At 34.7% G+C, this 17,457-nt stretch carries 20 protein-coding genes; 13 read left to right on the top strand and 7 right to left on the bottom strand.

What is annotated here, in order from left to right:
- Window positions 1-62: 62 nt before the first annotated feature.
- From LLS04_RS03285 to dnaA, 3 genes are all read right to left on the bottom strand, one after another.
- Window positions 63-812 carry a DeoR/GlpR family DNA-binding transcription regulator gene (locus LLS04_RS03285; RefSeq protein ID WP_323611911.1) on the bottom strand — a complete coding sequence of 250 codons (750 nt, stop codon included), beginning with the start codon at window positions 810-812 and terminating at the stop codon, window positions 63-65.
- 5 nt (window positions 813-817) lie between these two features.
- Window positions 818-1,936 carry a DNA polymerase III subunit beta gene (gene dnaN, locus LLS04_RS03280; protein ID WP_003774169.1) on the bottom strand — a complete coding sequence of 373 codons (1,119 nt, stop codon included), beginning with the start codon at window positions 1,934-1,936 and terminating at the stop codon, window positions 818-820.
- A gap of 263 nt (window positions 1,937-2,199) precedes the next feature.
- A complete protein-coding gene (gene dnaA, locus LLS04_RS03275; protein ID WP_323611910.1) occupies window positions 2,200-3,561 on the bottom strand; it encodes a chromosomal replication initiator protein DnaA in 1,362 nt (453 codons plus the stop codon).
- Between the two features lie 791 nt (window positions 3,562-4,352).
- Between dnaA and rpmH the strand changes: the two genes are divergently transcribed.
- The 8 genes from rpmH (at window position 4,353) to LLS04_RS03235 (ending at window position 11,043) form a co-directional block, all read left to right on the top strand.
- Window positions 4,353-4,487, top strand: a complete 135-nt coding sequence (rpmH, locus tag LLS04_RS03270; RefSeq protein WP_003774176.1) for a 50S ribosomal protein L34 — start codon at window positions 4,353-4,355, stop codon at window positions 4,485-4,487.
- A 48-nt stretch (window positions 4,488-4,535) separates the two neighbouring features.
- Window positions 4,536-4,862 carry a ribonuclease P protein component gene (gene rnpA, locus LLS04_RS03265; protein ID WP_323611907.1) on the top strand — a complete coding sequence of 109 codons (327 nt, stop codon included), beginning with the start codon at window positions 4,536-4,538 and terminating at the stop codon, window positions 4,860-4,862.
- 29 nt (window positions 4,863-4,891) lie between these two features.
- Window positions 4,892-5,734 carry a membrane protein insertase YidC gene (yidC, locus tag LLS04_RS03260; protein WP_323611905.1) on the top strand — a complete coding sequence of 281 codons (843 nt, stop codon included), beginning with the start codon at window positions 4,892-4,894 and terminating at the stop codon, window positions 5,732-5,734.
- Window positions 5,735-5,751: 17 nt separating this feature from the next.
- Window positions 5,752-6,366 carry a Jag family protein gene (locus LLS04_RS03255; protein WP_003774183.1) on the top strand — a complete coding sequence of 205 codons (615 nt, stop codon included), beginning with the start codon at window positions 5,752-5,754 and terminating at the stop codon, window positions 6,364-6,366.
- Window positions 6,367-6,405: 39 nt separating this feature from the next.
- On the top strand, window positions 6,406-6,954 hold the full coding sequence (pth, locus tag LLS04_RS03250; RefSeq protein WP_323611904.1) for an aminoacyl-tRNA hydrolase: 549 nt from the start codon (window positions 6,406-6,408) through the stop codon (window positions 6,952-6,954).
- Between the two features lie 2 nt (window positions 6,955-6,956).
- Window positions 6,957-10,373: a transcription-repair coupling factor gene (mfd, locus tag LLS04_RS03245; protein ID WP_323611902.1), complete on the top strand. Its 3,417-nt coding sequence runs from the start codon at window positions 6,957-6,959 to the stop codon at window positions 10,371-10,373.
- Window positions 10,370-10,642, top strand: coding sequence for an RNA-binding S4 domain-containing protein (locus tag LLS04_RS03240; protein ID WP_323611900.1), 273 nt, complete (start codon window positions 10,370-10,372; stop codon window positions 10,640-10,642). The genes mfd and LLS04_RS03240 overlap by 4 nt, the downstream gene beginning before the upstream one ends.
- An 80-nt stretch (window positions 10,643-10,722) precedes the next feature.
- Entirely contained in the window at window positions 10,723-11,043 is a 321-nt protein-coding gene (locus LLS04_RS03235; RefSeq protein ID WP_003774191.1) for an FtsB family cell division protein, read from the top strand.
- 45 nt (window positions 11,044-11,088) lie between these two features.
- Here the strand turns inward: LLS04_RS03235 and LLS04_RS03230 are convergent, their stop codons facing one another.
- The 3 genes from LLS04_RS03230 to LLS04_RS03220 form a co-directional block, all read right to left on the bottom strand.
- Window positions 11,089-12,093, bottom strand: coding sequence for a linear amide C-N hydrolase (locus LLS04_RS03230; protein WP_323611899.1), 1,005 nt, complete (start codon window positions 12,091-12,093; stop codon window positions 11,089-11,091).
- A 99-nt stretch (window positions 12,094-12,192) separates the two neighbouring features.
- Window positions 12,193-12,729, bottom strand: coding sequence for an NUDIX hydrolase (locus LLS04_RS03225; protein ID WP_323611898.1), 537 nt, complete (start codon window positions 12,727-12,729; stop codon window positions 12,193-12,195).
- A complete protein-coding gene (locus tag LLS04_RS03220; RefSeq protein WP_323611897.1) occupies window positions 12,730-12,924 on the bottom strand; it encodes a hypothetical protein in 195 nt (64 codons plus the stop codon). It lies immediately after the preceding gene.
- 119 nt (window positions 12,925-13,043) lie between these two features.
- Here LLS04_RS03220 and tmk point away from each other — a divergent pair, with 119 nt between their 5' ends.
- Genes tmk through LLS04_RS03195 form a run of 5 tightly spaced genes read left to right on the top strand, consistent with a single transcriptional unit; the run spans window position 13,044 to window position 16,931 of the window.
- A complete protein-coding gene (gene tmk / locus LLS04_RS03215; protein ID WP_323611896.1) occupies window positions 13,044-13,667 on the top strand; it encodes a dTMP kinase in 624 nt (207 codons plus the stop codon).
- Window positions 13,660-14,610, top strand: a complete 951-nt coding sequence (locus LLS04_RS03210) for a DNA polymerase III subunit (RefSeq protein ID WP_323611895.1) — start codon at window positions 13,660-13,662, stop codon at window positions 14,608-14,610. Before tmk ends, LLS04_RS03210 begins: the two co-directional genes overlap by 8 nt.
- A 36-nt stretch (window positions 14,611-14,646) precedes the next feature.
- Window positions 14,647-15,492, top strand: a complete 846-nt coding sequence (gene rsmI / locus LLS04_RS03205) for a 16S rRNA (cytidine(1402)-2'-O)-methyltransferase (protein WP_323611893.1) — start codon at window positions 14,647-14,649, stop codon at window positions 15,490-15,492.
- A gap of 9 nt (window positions 15,493-15,501) precedes the next feature.
- Complete coding sequence (guaC, locus tag LLS04_RS03200; RefSeq protein ID WP_323611892.1) at window positions 15,502-16,476, top strand: GMP reductase; 975 nt, start codon at window positions 15,502-15,504, stop codon at window positions 16,474-16,476.
- A gap of 59 nt (window positions 16,477-16,535) precedes the next feature.
- On the top strand, window positions 16,536-16,931 hold the full coding sequence (locus tag LLS04_RS03195) for a Fur family transcriptional regulator (RefSeq protein ID WP_323611891.1): 396 nt from the start codon (window positions 16,536-16,538) through the stop codon (window positions 16,929-16,931).
- A gap of 66 nt (window positions 16,932-16,997) precedes the next feature.
- Here the strand turns inward: LLS04_RS03195 and LLS04_RS03190 are convergent, their stop codons facing one another.
- Window positions 16,998-17,354 (bottom strand): helix-turn-helix transcriptional regulator, encoded by a 357-nt coding sequence (locus LLS04_RS03190; protein WP_323611890.1) that lies wholly within the window; start codon window positions 17,352-17,354, stop codon window positions 16,998-17,000.
- Window positions 17,355-17,457: the final 103 nt, after the last annotated feature.

The following is a 17,457-nucleotide window of genomic DNA, read 5'->3' as shown; positions in this document are numbered from 1 at the left end:
TGGTTTCAAACATTATTTATCATAAGATATCATTTATATTCAACACATAGAAAAAGGTGAACTTATCGCTCACCTTGTATTTTAATATCATAGTTATTATATGCTTTTCCTGGATCTTGATCCGTAATAAGAACTCCATCATTAGATGATGCGAAGCGCACACTTGATTTCTTATTAAACTTAGAACTATCCCCAATAAAATATACCTGTGATGATTGAGCAATAATTGTTGATTTCGTTACTGCTTCCATTTCATCCGGTGTGGAAAATCCGAAATCCACATCCAATGCATTAAATCCAATGAATGCTTGGTCAAAATTCATCTGTTTTAAATACTGAGTACTTAATCCCCCTACTGCAGCACGTGTTGTAGGCTTCACAAAACCACCAATTACATAACACTCGATACCATACTGAACTAAGGCATCAACATGATGTAAACCGTGCGTATAGACCGTAACATGCTTATCTTTGAGATATGGAATCATCCGTGAAACAGATGTTCCAGCATCAAGATATACAACAGCATTCGTTTTAACCAATGATGCAGCTGATTTTGCCAATTGGTCTTTAATATCAGAATTAACGTCGTTTCGTGTATGTAATTCAATATCATTAGAGTAATCTCGTATTGTGATGGATGTAGCACCACCATGAACTTTATGAACTAACCCTTTTTCATCCAATTCATTGATATCTCGACGAACGGTTATTTCGGAAACATCCACAAGTTGTGCAAGCTCTTCAACTTTTGCAAATTGATGCAAATCAATATAGTGGATAAGTTGTAAATGTCTTTGATTCTTTAACATACTATTTAATCGAAGGTTCTTACTGGTAATACGAGTTGAACAATCGAATCATCTTCTGGGTTTTTAAGAATGAACGCTTGCATTTCTCCCACGAATAAAATCTTAACGGTATCTGTTTTAAATGATTTCAGTGCTTCAATCATATAACGACCACTAAAAGAAATTTTTAAATTACCACCAATGTAATCAATTGGTTTTAAGATTTCTTCGGAGCTACCGATTTCTTGAGATTTTGAACTGATCAACACACCTTCATTCGATGCTTCTAATTTTACAGTCCAATAACCGTCACTCTTTAGAAAGGATGAGCGATCAATAGCACTAATCATATCGTGACTATTTACTGTTAATTCAAATCCATACTCTGCTGGAATTAATCGATTTACATCTGGGAATAATCCATCAATAAGACGTGATTGAATTAGGGTTGAATCCACATAGAATTGAACAAGTTTATCTGAAACTGCAATATGAACGTCTTTATTGTCACTGATTGTCTTCGAGACTTCATAAAGATTCACTGCAGGAATACAAATATTGAAATCCATAGGTGTTGGTAGATCAATTGATTTTTTAGCTAATCGATAGCTATCAGTCGCAACACAGTTCATGGTATTGCCATCTGCTTTAAAATTAACGCCTGTGAATATCGGACGATCTTCACTTGTAGAACAAACGAATGCTGTTTGTTGAATCACTTCGGAAAGTTTAAAACCAGGCATCTTAAATTCTTTAGTTGGTTTTGTAAAATCAATTGTTGGATAAAGTTCTGCTTTACTACCATTGATGTTATATTCGGCTTTATTTCCACTAATTCGTGTTAACGCACCATCAATAATTTCAAAATCAATAAAATCGCTATCAAGCTTACGAACTGCTTCTAGAATATAGCGTGACTCTAAAACTACTTCCCCTTCTTCATAAACGTTCAATTTATTTTCGTCATTCGCATAAAGAACTTCTTTAATGGAAATATTTGAATCACTTGCAATTAATGTTAAAGCATCGTCTCTTAACTCGAACTTAATTCCAGACAGAATTGGTAACGGTGAATGTGTAGATGCTGCACGTCCTACAGAGGACAATGCTTTATAAAATGATTGTTTCTTTATATTGAACTTCATATAACCCTCCAAATGATAAACACTATTGTCTTAATTATATCATATTATGAACTTTTTATTGTATTCTTTTTCGTAAAAATAAACCTATTTCCTAAAGAACTTTTAATTATATTGTTCTACAAGGCGATAAGTTTATTAGTATTAAATAATTAATTAGTATTACTAGGGCCTGTGGATAAGTGTATAACTTGTATTAACCACTGTAAACAAGCGGTTAATTGATGATAAAATACTGTTGCTAAATTGTGGATAACTGTTGATAACTATTTAATTTTAGCTTCAAGTTCATAAACAGCACGTGCAAGCATTTGGTCTGTTTTAAGTTTCTTTTCGATCTTATCGCAAGCACTGATTATTGTAGAGTGATCACGCTTTCCAAAATCCTCACCGATTTTATTATAAGGCAAGTCAAGATGTTTACGGCATAAGTAGATTGCAATATGACGTGCATTCGCAATTGCTTTTGTACGCGCTTTTGATACAAGTTGTGCTTGGGTTAATCCATAGTAGTCCGCAACGATGCGTTTAATGGTCTTTGTATCGAGTTCATTAGTTTTAATGGGTTCCCCATTTGTTTTAAAGGCATTCATCGCTATGTTGATATCAATATGATCATTTTGCGAAAACTCAATTGAGAAGAAGAGCAATCTGTTTAGAGCACCCTCAAGCATACGCACATCTTTTGAGAAATTTGATGCGATATAGCTTAGTACATCTTCATCAAACAATCCTGGATCAACACTTTTGTGTTTAATTTTTAATTCAAGAATTGCAAGTGATGTTTCAAATTCTGGAGAATCAACACCGACAGATAGACCTGAGGAAAAACGGCTTATTAAGCGGTCTTCAAGACCTTTAATTTCTGTTGGTAGACGATCACTTGTAATGACAATTTGTTTTTTATTGTAAATAAGCTCATTGAAGATATGGAAGAATATCTCATGGGATTTTTCTTTACCCGCTAGAAATTGAATATCATCGATCAGTAAAACATCAAGGTTATACATTTGCTCTTTGAAATCTTCTATTGTTCGATTTTGTATTGAATTAGCGACTTGTCGAACGAAATCAGAGCTAGAAGTATAGAGCACACGAGCATCCGGATTAAGTTTTTTAATATAATTACCAATCGCGTTTAAGAGATGAGTTTTCCCCAGTCCAGAATTACCGTATATAAAGAGTGGTGTGTAAAACTGTCCAGGACGATAAGCACATCCTAATGCTGCAGAATGACTTTCTTTGTTACTTGGACCAACAACAAAATTATCAAATGTTTGATTCGGGGCAATTCCATCATTACGAATGACGACGGGAATTTGAGGTTGAATGGGAACTTGAACTGCAATATTTTTTTTAAATTCATTTTCGAGTAAAACCTCACAAACCATTGAAGTTTTATCCAAAATTTGATTAATAACGTCGTTTAAAAAAGGAATCTCTTCCGAAAGAATAACTTTTTGGAGATAAGTTGGAACGACAATTACAGCCCTTGACTCATCTAATGCAGCAAGGTTTGTGTCTTCGATGTACGTATTATAGATTGGTTCATCGAAATGATTGCTTTCCTTGATCGCAAGTTTAACTTTTCCCCACACATCTTCTAAATAAAATTTCATAGTTGTCATATTCAAATACCCCTTTGCAAGTTCTATAATATCAAATTTAAAATACAATTCCATAGACAAAAAAACTCCCCACAAGTTATCCACACAAACTTTAGTGGAATACCGCTATTCTAATGCTTATATAGATAGTTATCCACAGTTGTCCACAAAATTGTGAATGTTTATAAAATGTGGAGTTCTTAAATAAGTTATCAACATAGCGTTGAAAGAATTTTCGATATGAATATTTTAAGAATTATACTCAAGCATATCAACACATAAATATACAGTCTAGAAGCCGTATTATGTAGTTTCCCACATTATCCACAATGTGTTGATAAACAATGTTATAAACTAGTCTAAAATGGTGTTTATAGTTTTCTAGGTGTTTTTAGGAGTTTAAATCCATCCACAGAATTTATCCCACAGATCTCCTAGGGTTACCAACATTTCATACAATAACCCTGGAAAAGTGGATAACTTTAGTATTTTTTAGTACATATCAACGAATATTGGTGAATAAAACACAAGCATCGGAGAATTTTTGATGTATGCTTGACGTTTTTTTGCTTATAAATTATATTGTGGATGCGATAAACTAAAAAAAACGAAAAAAAATATCGTGATTGAAAGATGAATGTGTTACAATAGCGGTGATAATTCTATAAAGTTAGAATGAAATAGTATCAATTAGATGGTGAATCAGATAATCAAAACGTTATTTAAGACACTTTATTGACATTGAAAAGTATTTCTTATATAATTTTAAAGCATTTGCTCTTCGTATATATAAAGAACTGGAGGTGGTTTTCATGAAGAGAACTTATCAACCGAGCAAACGGAAACACCAAAAGGTCCATGGTTTTAGAGCCCGTATGAAAACAGTAGGCGGTCGCCGCGTGCTTTCACGTCGTAGATCAAAAGGAAGAAAAGTGTTATCTGCATAACAGTCACCCTTATGGGTGACTTTTTTGTCATAGTGGAAGTGAAAAAAAATGAGAGAAGAATATAGAGTAAAAAAAGCCGCGGAATTTCAAAAAATCATGGGGGCTCGTCGATTTAAAAATACTAAAGCTTTTACAGTATATATAGATAGGAGAACTAAAGATAACTCACGTTATGGAATTGCAGCACCGAAAAAATTAGGAAATGCGGTAGTGCGTAACAAAACAAAACGCCAAATAAGAAGCATGCTCCAAGATATCAATATGTTTGATACTCCTTATGATTACATTGTTCTAGTTCGAAAAAAATATTACGAACAGAGTTATGAGGAAAATCAAAAAGACTTGGAAAACCTTATAAAAACGGTTAAAATATAAAGTGAGTATTTTTAGATTAGGAGATAGGTATGAAAAAATATAAAAAACTGATTATTTTCAGTATTTTGCTACTAGCATTAACTGGATGTACTCAAGTTATTGATCCACAAACGAAACAAGTTTATGCCGACAAGATCATTAGTTTAGGTGATTCATGGACATGGGGTAGTGACACATGGTTCGGAGCCTTATTTGTATGGCCAATTGCACAAGCATTAAACTTTTTCTCACAATACATTGGAACAATCGGTTCTATTGTTGTTGTAACATTAATCATTAAAATTATTACAATTAAGGGTTCAATTAAAGCAACTGTTCAACAACAAAAAATGCAATTAATTGGTCCTGAACAAGCTCGTATTGAAGCGAAGTATCAAGGTCGTAATGATCAACAAGCAAAGCTTCAAAAAGCTACAGAGATGCAAAAATTGTTTGAAAAACATGAAATTAATCCAATGGGTGCTTTAGGAGGAACATTCCTTCAATTGCCAATTATGATTGCAATGTATCAAGCAGTTATGCGTTCAGAAGCAATTATTAATGGTACTGTATTTGGACAAACTTTAGAATTAACGCCTATGCAAGGATTTACACAAGGAAATATTATTATTATTGGAATTTTTATTCTAATGGCTTTATCACAATTCCTATCAATGTTCTTGCCACAATATCTCGCTAAACAAAAGATTCGCAAACGTTCATATGAAAAACAACCAGCTAATCAAGCAAATATGATGATGTACTCATCATTAATCATGATTGTTGTTCTTGCTCTAAACTGGCAAGTAGGTATGAGTTTATACTGGATGGTTTCGGCTCTTGCACAATTAGTACAAACATTATTTATTAATCATAAATACGGCGCAAAATAATAAAAGGAGGAATACACGTGAAGCAATATACAGCTAGGTCTTTAGATGATGTTCTAAAAAATGTCGCTAAAGAAAAGAATGTTGAACAAAGTGATCTTATCTATTATGTCATTGAAGAGAAATCAGGTTTCTTAGGCATCGGGTCGAGTGTTACTGCTGAAGTGTTTGCCCTTGATGATGTCAAATTGTTTGTTGAAGAATATTTTGATAAATTCTTTACAGGTTTGGGATTAAAAGTTGAACAAGAAATTACTGTCAAAAATAATAACGTTAAGGTTTCATTAAATGCTGACAACAATGCAATCCTCATTGGTAAAAATGGGAAGTCATTGGAAGGTATGAATATGTTACTGAAACATGTAGTAAATTCAGAGTTTAAACGTCGTTTTTATGTCATGATTGATATAAACAACTATAAAACAGATCGTTATCAAAAGCTTAAGGCAATGGCAAAACGGATTGCTAAAAATGTAAGTCGATCAAAAATTGACGCATCTTTAGACCCTATGCCAAACGACGAACGTCGTGTGATTCATAAAGAATTGACTAATTTCCCAGGAATTCGCACACAGAGTGAAGGTTCTGGAAGAGATCGTCATCTTAAGATTGTATATGATCCAAACAAAGAGTAAGGGAAGTCCCTTATTCTTTTTTGCTTAATGGAGGAATGTATGAAAGTTATCGTAGGATTAGGAAATCCAGGAAAACAATATGAGAATACAAGACATAATGCCGGTTTTCTTGTGATTGATGAGGTTGCATCGAAATTAGGTGTCTCGATCTCAACCAATAAATTTAAAGCTCTCATTGCAGAGACATTTGTAGGAACAGAGAAAGTAGTTTTAGTTAAGCCACAAACCTTTATGAATCTCTCGGGTGAATCTGTAGGCGAGGTCATGCGTTATTATGATGTCGATTTAGAGGATCTACTGGTAATTAGTGATGATATGGATATAACTGTAGGATCACTTAGACTTAGAGAAAAAGGGTCATCGGGTGGACAAAAAGGTGTTAAGAGTATTATTGATCACCTAGGATCTAATGAATTCTTAAGACTTAAAGTTGGAATTGGTAAGAGCACCCAAATTAAAACTGTTGATTGGGTTCTCGGTAAAATTGATGAAGAGACAGCGATTTCTTTAGGTGCTCAATGTGTTGGTGATTTTATCAGTGGAAAACGCACCGATCAACTGATGAATGAATACAATATAAGAGTCTAGTGATGAATTGGTTATATAATTATTTAGAAAAACATGAACTTGTTAAAGAGTACACCCAGGGCAAAAGCATTTTTGCCCATTTAAGCGTGGTTCAAGAAGCACTTTTAGTCCTAGGATCAAGTAAAATTAGTAAGAAACCGTTATTCATTATTAAGGAAAACGAACAACAAGCATCAAATTTATATAATGAGATTAAACATCTTGATGAGAATGCAAATGTTGTTTATTACAATCATGAAGAATCACTTCGAGTTGAAGCCATTGTTCAATCAGAAATTATGAAAGCCAATCGAATTGACGCATTATTTAAAATTGTGAATGGTGATTTTGATATTTGTATTACGCATGCCATTGCATCTGTAAGAAAGCTGTCTTCTGCGGAGGTGCTTAAGGCATCAATCATAAAGATTAGGACCGGTGATGAGTGGGAGCCATTTCAGCTTGCTCGAGAACTTGAACGTTTAGGCTATACACGTGTTAAATATGTTGAGAAACCATTTACGTATGCCATTCGTGGAGGGGTTTGTGATGTGTTCTCAATCCAGATGAATCAACCGCTTCGAATTGAGTTTTTTGATGTGGAGGTCGACAGTCTTCGATATTTTGATATTGAAAATCAGCGATCTTTATCAAGAGTTGAAGAGGCGACGATTGCGTTCGCAACCGATATACTTCTTAAAGAAAATGATATAGAAGAAATTAGTAATGCATTAACTCATAAAATAGAGGGAATCGAAAATAATGATTTGATTCATGAAATGGAACAGAAGCGTGAGTTACTACAAATGAATCAATTTGATGTAACGTTGTATCCTCTTCTTTCTTTTTGGTCAAATTATGCAACCATCTATGATTATCTCAAAGACGCAAACACATATATGAGTCCAATTGAAGCGATCGAAAGAACGCTCAAGCAAAATGATTTGGATTCTCACACTTTTATTGAAGAACAGTATGAGATGAATCAGATGATTTATGTTTCAGATATTTTTGAGTCATTTGAACGTATTAAAGCGAAACATACGTATCGAGAGATTTTCGAATATCAGACTGAAGGCGAAGTGTTTATTCCTTGGCATTCGGCAAATATCGTATCCGAGAGTATTGAACAAACCATGAAATGGCTTCGAAAAGAAGCCATCACTCAAAAAGTAATTATCACTCTAGATGAAGATACAATGGAAGATTTTATTAAGACGATGCTCCAACAAGGTGTTGAGTATCAAGTTTTAACGGATAAACCAACCTCAAATGGAATCTATATTGACTATGGTCATATAACTTCAGGCTTTATTCTTGAGGATTTAAATACAGTTGTTTATACCGCTAACGAATTGTACAAGTACAAGAAAAAAATGTTCCGCTACGATAATAAATTCTTAAAAGCAGAATCTTTAAGTCAGCTTTCTGATCTTGATACATTGGATTATGTTGTCCACAGACAGTATGGAATTGGAAAATATATGGGAATCACGACAAAAGAAATTGAGGGAATCCATAAAGATTTCATGAGAATTCTTTATCGTGATGGTGATGAGTTGTTTGTACCACTCGAACAATTTAATCTCGTGAGAAAGTTTATGTCGCGTGAAGCGGCATCTGTGCGCCTTAGTAAGCTTGGAACAAGTACATGGCAAAAGAATAAAGAACGGATTAAACAAGATGTAGCGGATGTAGCAGATAAGCTTGTTACACTCTACTCTACAAGAATGGATGCAAGTGGATTTGCTTTCAGTCCGGATACAGAGTATCAAAAGCAATTTGAAGATGCATTTGAATATGAATTAACTCATGATCAGAAAACCGCAATTGATGAGATTAAGCGTGATATGGAACGAGATGTTCCAATGGATCGTTTGCTTTGTGGTGATGTTGGTTTTGGGAAAACGGAAGTCGCTATTCGAGCTGCATTTAAAGCTTTTGTAGATCATAAACAAGTAGTGTTCCTTTGTCCAACAACAATCCTTTCTCAACAACATGCTCGAACACTGAAAGCACGTCTCAGTGACTTTCCTGTGACCATTGAGGTTTTAAATCGATTTGTATCGGATAAAGAAAAAAATGAAATAATCCAACGCGTGAAGGACGGTAAAGTTGATATTTTAGTAGGTACACACCGTGTTTTATCGCGTGATGTTAAGTTTAAAGATCTAGGACTTTTAATTATTGATGAAGAACAACGCTTCGGTGTTGAGCATAAAGAACGTATTAAGGAGTTTAAGGTGTCTGTGGATGTATTATCGCTCAGTGCGACTCCAATACCACGAACACTCCAAATGTCTCTTATAGGACTCCGTAGTTTATCACAGCTTAATACTCCACCCTCAAATCGTCTTCCAGTCATGACTTATATTATTGAGAAAAACCAGAAAACGATTAATGATATTATTTCTAAGGAATTAAGCCGGGATGGACAAGTGTTTTACCTATTTAATAATGTAGAGCAAATATATTCTGTTGCTTCAGTCATAGCCAATCATGTTGAAGAAGCAAAAGTAGCCGTCGTACATGGACAAATGGAACGACACGAAATTGAAGATGTTATGATTCGATTTATAAGTAAAGAGATAAATGTACTGGTATGTACGACAATCATTGAAACAGGAATTGATATTCCAAATGCGAATACAATTATTGTTGATAATGCACATCGTTTTGGTTTGTCACAGCTCTATCAAATCAAGGGTCGTGTTGGTCGTTCAGATCGTCTCGCCTATGCATACTTTGTTGTTCCCAACAAACGTGGACTAACAGAGTTGGCACAGAAAAGACTTCAGGCCATCAAAGAATTCACTCAACTTGGTAGCGGTTATAAGATTGCGATGCGCGATTTAACCATTCGAGGTGCTGGAGAACTCTTAGGTGGAAATCAATCAGGGTTTATTGATACCGTCGGTATCGACTTATATGTACAACTTCTTAAAGAAGCCATTGCGAAAAGACAAGGTAAAGAAGTAATTGATGTTGAAGAACAAGAACGCTTTAATCTAAAAGTGGATGGATATTTACCAGAAGACTTTACCAGTGATGATGGTGAAAAATTAGATCCATACCAACAAATTAATCAGATACAAACGCTTGATGAGTTAAAGCATTTTAACGAGATGATCGATGACCGCTATGGGAAATTACCGAACTCTGTTAAGATGTTATTAGAAAAAACACGTCTTGAGTTGTTCTTAAACGATAAGCGTATTAAGTCCTTTAAGGAACGTGTTAATAAAGTAGAATTAGTCTTTACAGAGGAGTATAGTAGCCAAGTCGATGGTGTACATTTATTCGAATTAATCTCTGAAAAGTCGAGTGAAATCAAGATAAAGTATCTAAATCAAACCATTATTATTACCATGCCAATGTATACAGAGTGGGCAGAGGATCTGATTTATATACTTGAAAATTTAAAGGAGCAACAATTATGAGACTTGATAAATATTTAAAAGTATCACGAATCATTAAACGCCGTACTGTAGCCAAAGAACTTGCAGATGATGATCGTGTCTTTATTAATGGAAAAAAAGCAAAACCTTCATCTGAGGTTTCGCTAGAAGACGAAATTGAAATTCGATTTGAACACCGCCATATAAAAATTGAAGTCACATTTTTAAGTGATAAAATATTAAGAAGTAATCCACCAATGTATGAGCTTATTTCAGATCAACGCATCGATCGGAATGTTCAAGAAAACTGACAACTCTTGCATTTTTTGAGAATGTCAGTATAATGAGTGTAGATAAATAAACTAACAAAAAAAGAAAGAGAAGTGGAAAGATGGGACAAACAGTTACGAAAACGCGAATAGCTAAGAATCCAACAATTAAATTTGCATCAATCATTCTTGGTATTTTGATAGTATCCGTTTCATGCCTAATGTTATCTAAATCTGCAAAAGAATTAGTATCAACATTCCAATTGAACCAACAACTTAAAAGCGAACGCTCAAATTTAAAAGTACTTGAAACAAAACAAGGTGAACTTGCTCTTGAAAAAGCAAAACTTCAAGATCCTACTTATGTTCAAAACTATGCTCGAGGGAAACACCTCTTGTCAAAGTCAGAAGAACAAGTATTTATCTTACCTAAAACAGAATAATACGAAAAAGAGTAACGAAAATCGCTACTCTTTTTTTATGTCTAATTATAATTGATTCATGGTCTCTATCATCTGTTTACGCTTCACTTCGTAACGAACAATTTCATGATTATTAACCAGCAAGGGATCAAAATAAAATTGTTGGATTTGTCGATTCTCATAGGTTGAAATATTAATCGTTCGATTTTCTAAATCGTATGCTGAAGTGTACTGTGTGTACTGTACTTGTTCTTTTTCATCTACAATAAGACCATAAGGGATATCGACGGTATTTAGAATACGGAAAACTTTATCCAGAGCTTGATCATCATGAGGTTGATTCGAAAGACTATTAAATACAGTAGCTCGGACAAATCGTGATTGCGGTGTAAAATCACCAGGCAAACCAAATAAACCATTTCCCATTCCTGAGCTTAAAGTTTCAAACTTTCCAAATTTCCGCGATGGATAAATGTGGTTATTCATTGAAACATAATTTTGGAGGTTTTGAACATGCCAAGGAAATTCGGGTTGATTGGTAAATGTTCCAATTTCATTAGGATAAATATCAAACGAACCAGCTGAGGAAGGTTCGAGTACGATACTGGCACCGGTACGGTCTACAAAGACATAATGTTGTGGAATTACGTTGCCATGAATATTTGGCTCACTTGATATTGCGACTTCTTTAATAGCTTTACGGTGTAAATCAACGATCGAATCGCAGTTTAGAAGTGCCCAGGTAACAAATTCTTCGCCTCGTAAGGCTTGCTTACCCATTAACTCTATCGCACTACTTGGAGCGTAATCAGCATACTCATTTCCAAAATAAAAACTACCACCTGCGAGTCCATGTTCATTCATACCATCCATTAATAAAATATCTTGGGTCGAATCGTTAAGACTGATTCCTGCTGCAGCATTTTTCGCAACAATCGGAGAGAGCATATTATTAATGGCTGTTCCACGAGGGACAATCACTCCACAAACGGGTAAAAATGTATCAAATTCTTGGGTTCTTCCCCAATAAGTATTATTTTGCTTTGATATTACTTGTATTCCTGTACACATATAAGTACCGCCTTTCTCGTCTCTAATATATTAACATTTTATGTGAGCAATGGGTGAATAAGCATTAAAAAAGGCTAACCAAATGAACGGTCTAGCCTTTTATTTTTGAGAGAGATAATGGTTTACTTTGTAAGCAAGAGAAATCGTCTTCGCGTCTGTGATTTTATTTGCTTCGATATCATCAATGATGTCTTTAATATCTCGAGTATAAACATTTAGAACTTCATTTTCATCAAGGTCTTGACCAACGTAATCTAAATCAGTTGCATAATAGAGATACAGGACTTCATCTAGATATGCGGGAGATGGATGAATATATCCAAGAGGAACCAATGTTTTTGCGATAAACCCAATTTCTTCACGTAATTCGCGTAATGCGGCGTCAATTGGGAGTTCTTCTTGATCAATTTTTCCAGCAGGGAATTCTCGCATAATGTGTTCAACACCATATCGATATCGATCTACACAGTAGAATGCTTTATCATCATGGGTTGCGGCAATACACACGCCACCATCATGCTTTAAAATCTCAGCTTCAAACATTCCGGTCTGTGTTTCAAATTCAACGTTATAAACATCGACAATTTTTCCTTGATACTTCAGTACTTCATTCAGTTTTAAGCCGTCTCTTACCATCTAATCTTCCTTCTTTATAATGTGTTTAACCAGAACTCCAAAAGCAATACAGAACATGACTAATGTAAGGATTGTGAGAAAAGTAGTATTAAGAAAATAGTTAATTACAATTAATAGTACTACAATTCCTAAAACAAGCATATATACATTGTCATTTGATGCTTTTTCAAATCCTTTTTTAATTTGTTCAATCATAATTGTTTCCTCTAATAATTTCTTCTTCCCTTACATAATAATCCAAATTACTAAAACACACAACTTTTAGAATAGAGCGTGCGATACCATGCTATAATATTCAAAGAAGAGGTGGCAACATGACATTATTTGTATCATTTGAAGGTCCAGATGGAAGCGGTAAAACGACAATTACCAAGATTGTTTCGGAGTATTTTGAGAAGAAGAATCAACCGGTTCTCTGTACTCGAGAACCAGGCGGAATTCGTATTTCTGAAAAAATTAGAGAGCTGATTCTTGATCCAGAACATGAAGAAATGGATGATCGCACAGAGGCATTACTTTATGCTGCGAGTCGTCGACAACATTTAATTGAGAAAATAAAACCTGCACTTAGTAGAGGAGAACTTGTGATTTGTGATCGATTTATAGATAGTTCTCTTGCTTATCAAGGCTATGCACGTGGCATTGGTATTGATGATGTTTGGGATATAAATATGTTTGCTATCGATGGATTTTTACCAGACTTAACAATCTTCTTGGATTTAAAACCTGAAGAAGGTCTGAAGCGTATTGGTGTTCGTGGATATAAAGATCGAATGGAGCTTGAAGGGGATATCTTTCATGAAAAAGTGTACCAAGGGTACCAAGAAGTGATTCGTCGTTTTCCTAATCGGATTAAGATTGTAGATGCAGCCCAATCCATTGAAGATGTTGCTGCGGATGTGATTAAGATTATCGAGATGCAGTTAAGTCATGAATAATATCCAAAATCAAACCAAAGCTCTAAATCTATTTCACCGCCAACAATCTAAAAATCGTGTTTCTCACGCGTATTTGATTGTTGGTGATTATGGGACGCTTGATTACGCTAAATATATGGCTATGAGTATGATGTGTGGAGAACAGGACATCGGTGCCTGCGGATCTTGCAGTACATGTCAGCGAGTTGAGTCTGAAAACCATGCGGATTTCAGATTACTAAGTGGAAAAGAACAAAGTATTAAAAAATCTGAGATAATCAGTCTGAAAGAGTATTTTAGTCAATCTTCTATTGAAACTGCGGGTCATCAAGTCTACATAATCGAAGATGTTGATAATGCTATAGTTGAAGCAATGAATAGTCTTCTAAAATTTTTAGAAGAACCAGAGGGTGATATTGTCGCAATCTTAACTACACGCAATGAAAACCGAGTTCTCGAAACTATACGCTCTAGATGTCTAACGGTTCAACTCGAATCGATGAATCATAAAGTCTTATTTGATAAGGCAAGTGAACAAGGAATTGATGATGTAGATGCTTATTTATTATCGAGGATGAATCATAATTTGGAAGAACTTGAGCTTCAAAGTAATAGTGAAGTGTATAAAGAAGCTAGTTCAATCTTCTTTGATGTTCTTGAATGTTTGAATCAACGTGACTATTTATCCGCGATACTGACGCTACAAGTAGAAGGAATTAAGAAAAAGAGATTGGATCGAGAACGCTTGTTATTGTTATTCGAACTCTTGGAATTATCTTTTTCATCACAAGGACAACAAGAACAAACGATACACATTCGTACAAATAACATAACAAATGTAGATCGGATTCATTTACTTCAAATTGTTTTAAGTTTAAAAGATCGTATAAGACCTGGCGTCAATATTAATTTGGTTATCGATCAATTTGGATATGAATTAACGAAATACTACAAGAACCTTTAATCTCGATTAAAGGTTTATCTATTTTAGGAGAATCTAATGATAAAACAACAAAGCTTTAAAAATGAAAAACCAACACTATTCCTTGTCGCAACTCCGATTGGGAATTTAAATGAAATGACACCAAGAGCGATTGAGATATTAAAGACTATAGATATTATTGCTGCAGAGGATACGCGTAACGCTCGCAAACTCTGTTCACACTTCGAAATTAATACAAAAACGATCAGTCATCATATGCATAATGAACAAGAATCTACAAAAGGGATTATTGATTTGTTAGAGTCAGGGATGAATATTGGTTTGGTAAGTGATGCAGGATACCCACTTATCTCTGATCCAGGACAGACCTTAGTGCGAGATGTGATTGCGGCAGGGTATAACGTTGTGCCAATTTCAGGGAGCAGTGCATTTCTCAATGCTTTAGTCGCATCAGGGCTAATTGTTCAACCATTCGCATTTATGGGCTTTATGGAACATAAAGAAGGACAACTTAAAAAGCAATTAATACAAAACAAAGATTTACCAATGACAACAATCTATTATTTATCAGTTCATAAATTAGAAAAGACACTTGAAATCGTGTATGATGTGTTAGGTAATCGAAAGATTTGTCTTGTGCGTGAGATTACAAAAATGCACGAGGAGTTTATACGTGGTACGGTTACCGAGGTTATGGAGTCTGTTGAAACGATAAAAGGTGAGTTTGTAATTGTTATTGAAGCAAATACTGAAGTATCAGAAGTTAGTTTTGATGATTTAATCATTCGCATCAAGGAACAGATCAATGCAGGAAATTCTGTTTCGCGTTCAATTTCTTCTGTGGCCAAAGAGAATGGTGTTTCAAAAAATGAACTCTATTCTTACTATCACGAGAATAAATAGGAGGCCGTAATGAAAATATTTGATTACGAAGATATTCAATTAATTCCAAATAAATGTATTGTGAAAAGTCGCTCTGAATGCGATACAAGCGTTAAATTGGGAAATCGAACCTTTGAGATGCCTGTTGTTCCTGCAAACATGCAAACAATAATCGATGAACCACTCGCTATCTGGTTAGCAGAGCATAATTTCTTTTATGTTATGCATCGTTTTAACGAGGAACGTCGTTATGGCTTTATTCAAGATATGAATCAACGCGGTCTTTATGCATCAATTAGTGTTGGTGTTAAAGATTCAGAGTATGATTTTGTACGTCGATTGGCAGCGGAAAATGTAATTCCCGACTATATCACAATCGATATTGCTCATGGTCATTCAGAACAAGTTATCCGAATGATTAAGCATATTAAAGAATTCTTACCAACCACATTTGTGATTGCAGGAAATGTTGGAACCCCAGAAGCGGTTCGTGAACTTGAAAATGCAGGCGCCGATGCCACAAAAGTTGGTATTGGACCGGGTAAAGTATGTATTACAAAATTAAAAACAGGGTTTGGAACAGGTGGATGGCAATTATCCGCATTATCATGGTGTGCTAAAGCAGCCCGAAAACCTTTAATTGCAGATGGTGGAATCCGAGATCATGGTGATATCGCTAAATCAATTCGTTTTGGCGCTACGATGTGTATGGTTGGATCACTCTTTGCTGGACATGAAGAGTCACCTGGAGAAACAATCGATATTGATGGTGTTGCATTCAAAGAATACTTTGGAAGTGCATCACAGTTTCAAAAAGGTGAACACAAAAACGTTGAAGGAAAGCGTATCCTAATAGAGCATAAAGGTAAAATCGAAGATACTCTAAGAGAAATGCAACAAGATCTTCAATCATCAATTTCATATGCCGGAGGTCGTGATTTAGAAGCGATTCGTAAGGTTGATTACGTGATTGTTAAGAACAGTATTTTTAATGGAGATCGTTAGATTAAAGCAAATATTCTTGAAAAAGTATATTTTATGCTATAATTAAGATGGTGATGATAATGAGTATCAAACTTACTAAACAAAGACAAGAGATTTTAGATTTAATTCAAGCATCTGAAGGTCATATGACGGCGCATCAAATTCATACAAAACTTAAAGAAGGTGATGTATCAATTGGAATTGCGACGGTCTATAGAAATTTAAATGTACTCTATAATGAAAAATTAATAAACCGTGTTAGACATCCAGAACTTGGATTTATCTATGATAAAAATCTACACGATCATTATCATTTTAGATGCAGAGAATGCAATCGCATTGAAGATGTGGAATTAGATTACCGAAAGGAATTACATCAACTTGTCGAAGAAGAACTAGGATGTCTTGTGTTAGATCACGACATCACATTCGAGGGTATTTGTAAGGACTGTTTGGCGAAATCAAATCAAAAATAGTAGTAAGAAAAAAAAGGAGCCTGAGCTCCTTTTTTGTGTTGCCGTTCATCATAAGATGAACGGTTTTTATTTGTAACCTAACGCTACTTTACCTACTGCTTCATTTACTTTTTCATAACTATATAAATCTAATTGAGAAAAACATTCAACAAGTTGATCAACTGTAACAGATTGAAGATGTTCAACCATTGCTGTTGCGGTTAAAGCTTCAAGTTCTTCTTCTAAACCTAATAAGTACGTTGGAGTTGTTTCTAAAGCCTCGGCGATATCATAAATTTTTGACTGAGGAAGATCGATCACACCCGCTTCAATTTTAGCGATTGTAGAACGTGATGTATAACCCACAGCAACAGCAAGTTCCTGTTGAGAAATACGTAGTTCTTTACGACGAGCTTTCAGTCTTTGACCTAATATATTCGACATAATTACTCCTTCACCTCAATGAATATAGCATTTATATCTTTAATTTGCAATATCTATTCAGTGAGTGTGAAGTTTCCATATAAAATCAGACTATTCTAGTATT

Origin of the sequence: Erysipelothrix enhydrae (assembly GCF_035066605.1) — a bacterium.
Classification (GTDB): domain Bacteria; phylum Bacillota_I; class Bacilli_A; order Erysipelotrichales; family Erysipelotrichaceae; genus Erysipelothrix; species Erysipelothrix amsterdamensis.
Note: the sequence above shows the minus strand (reverse complement) of the source record. Positions and strands in the feature narration are given on the sequence as shown.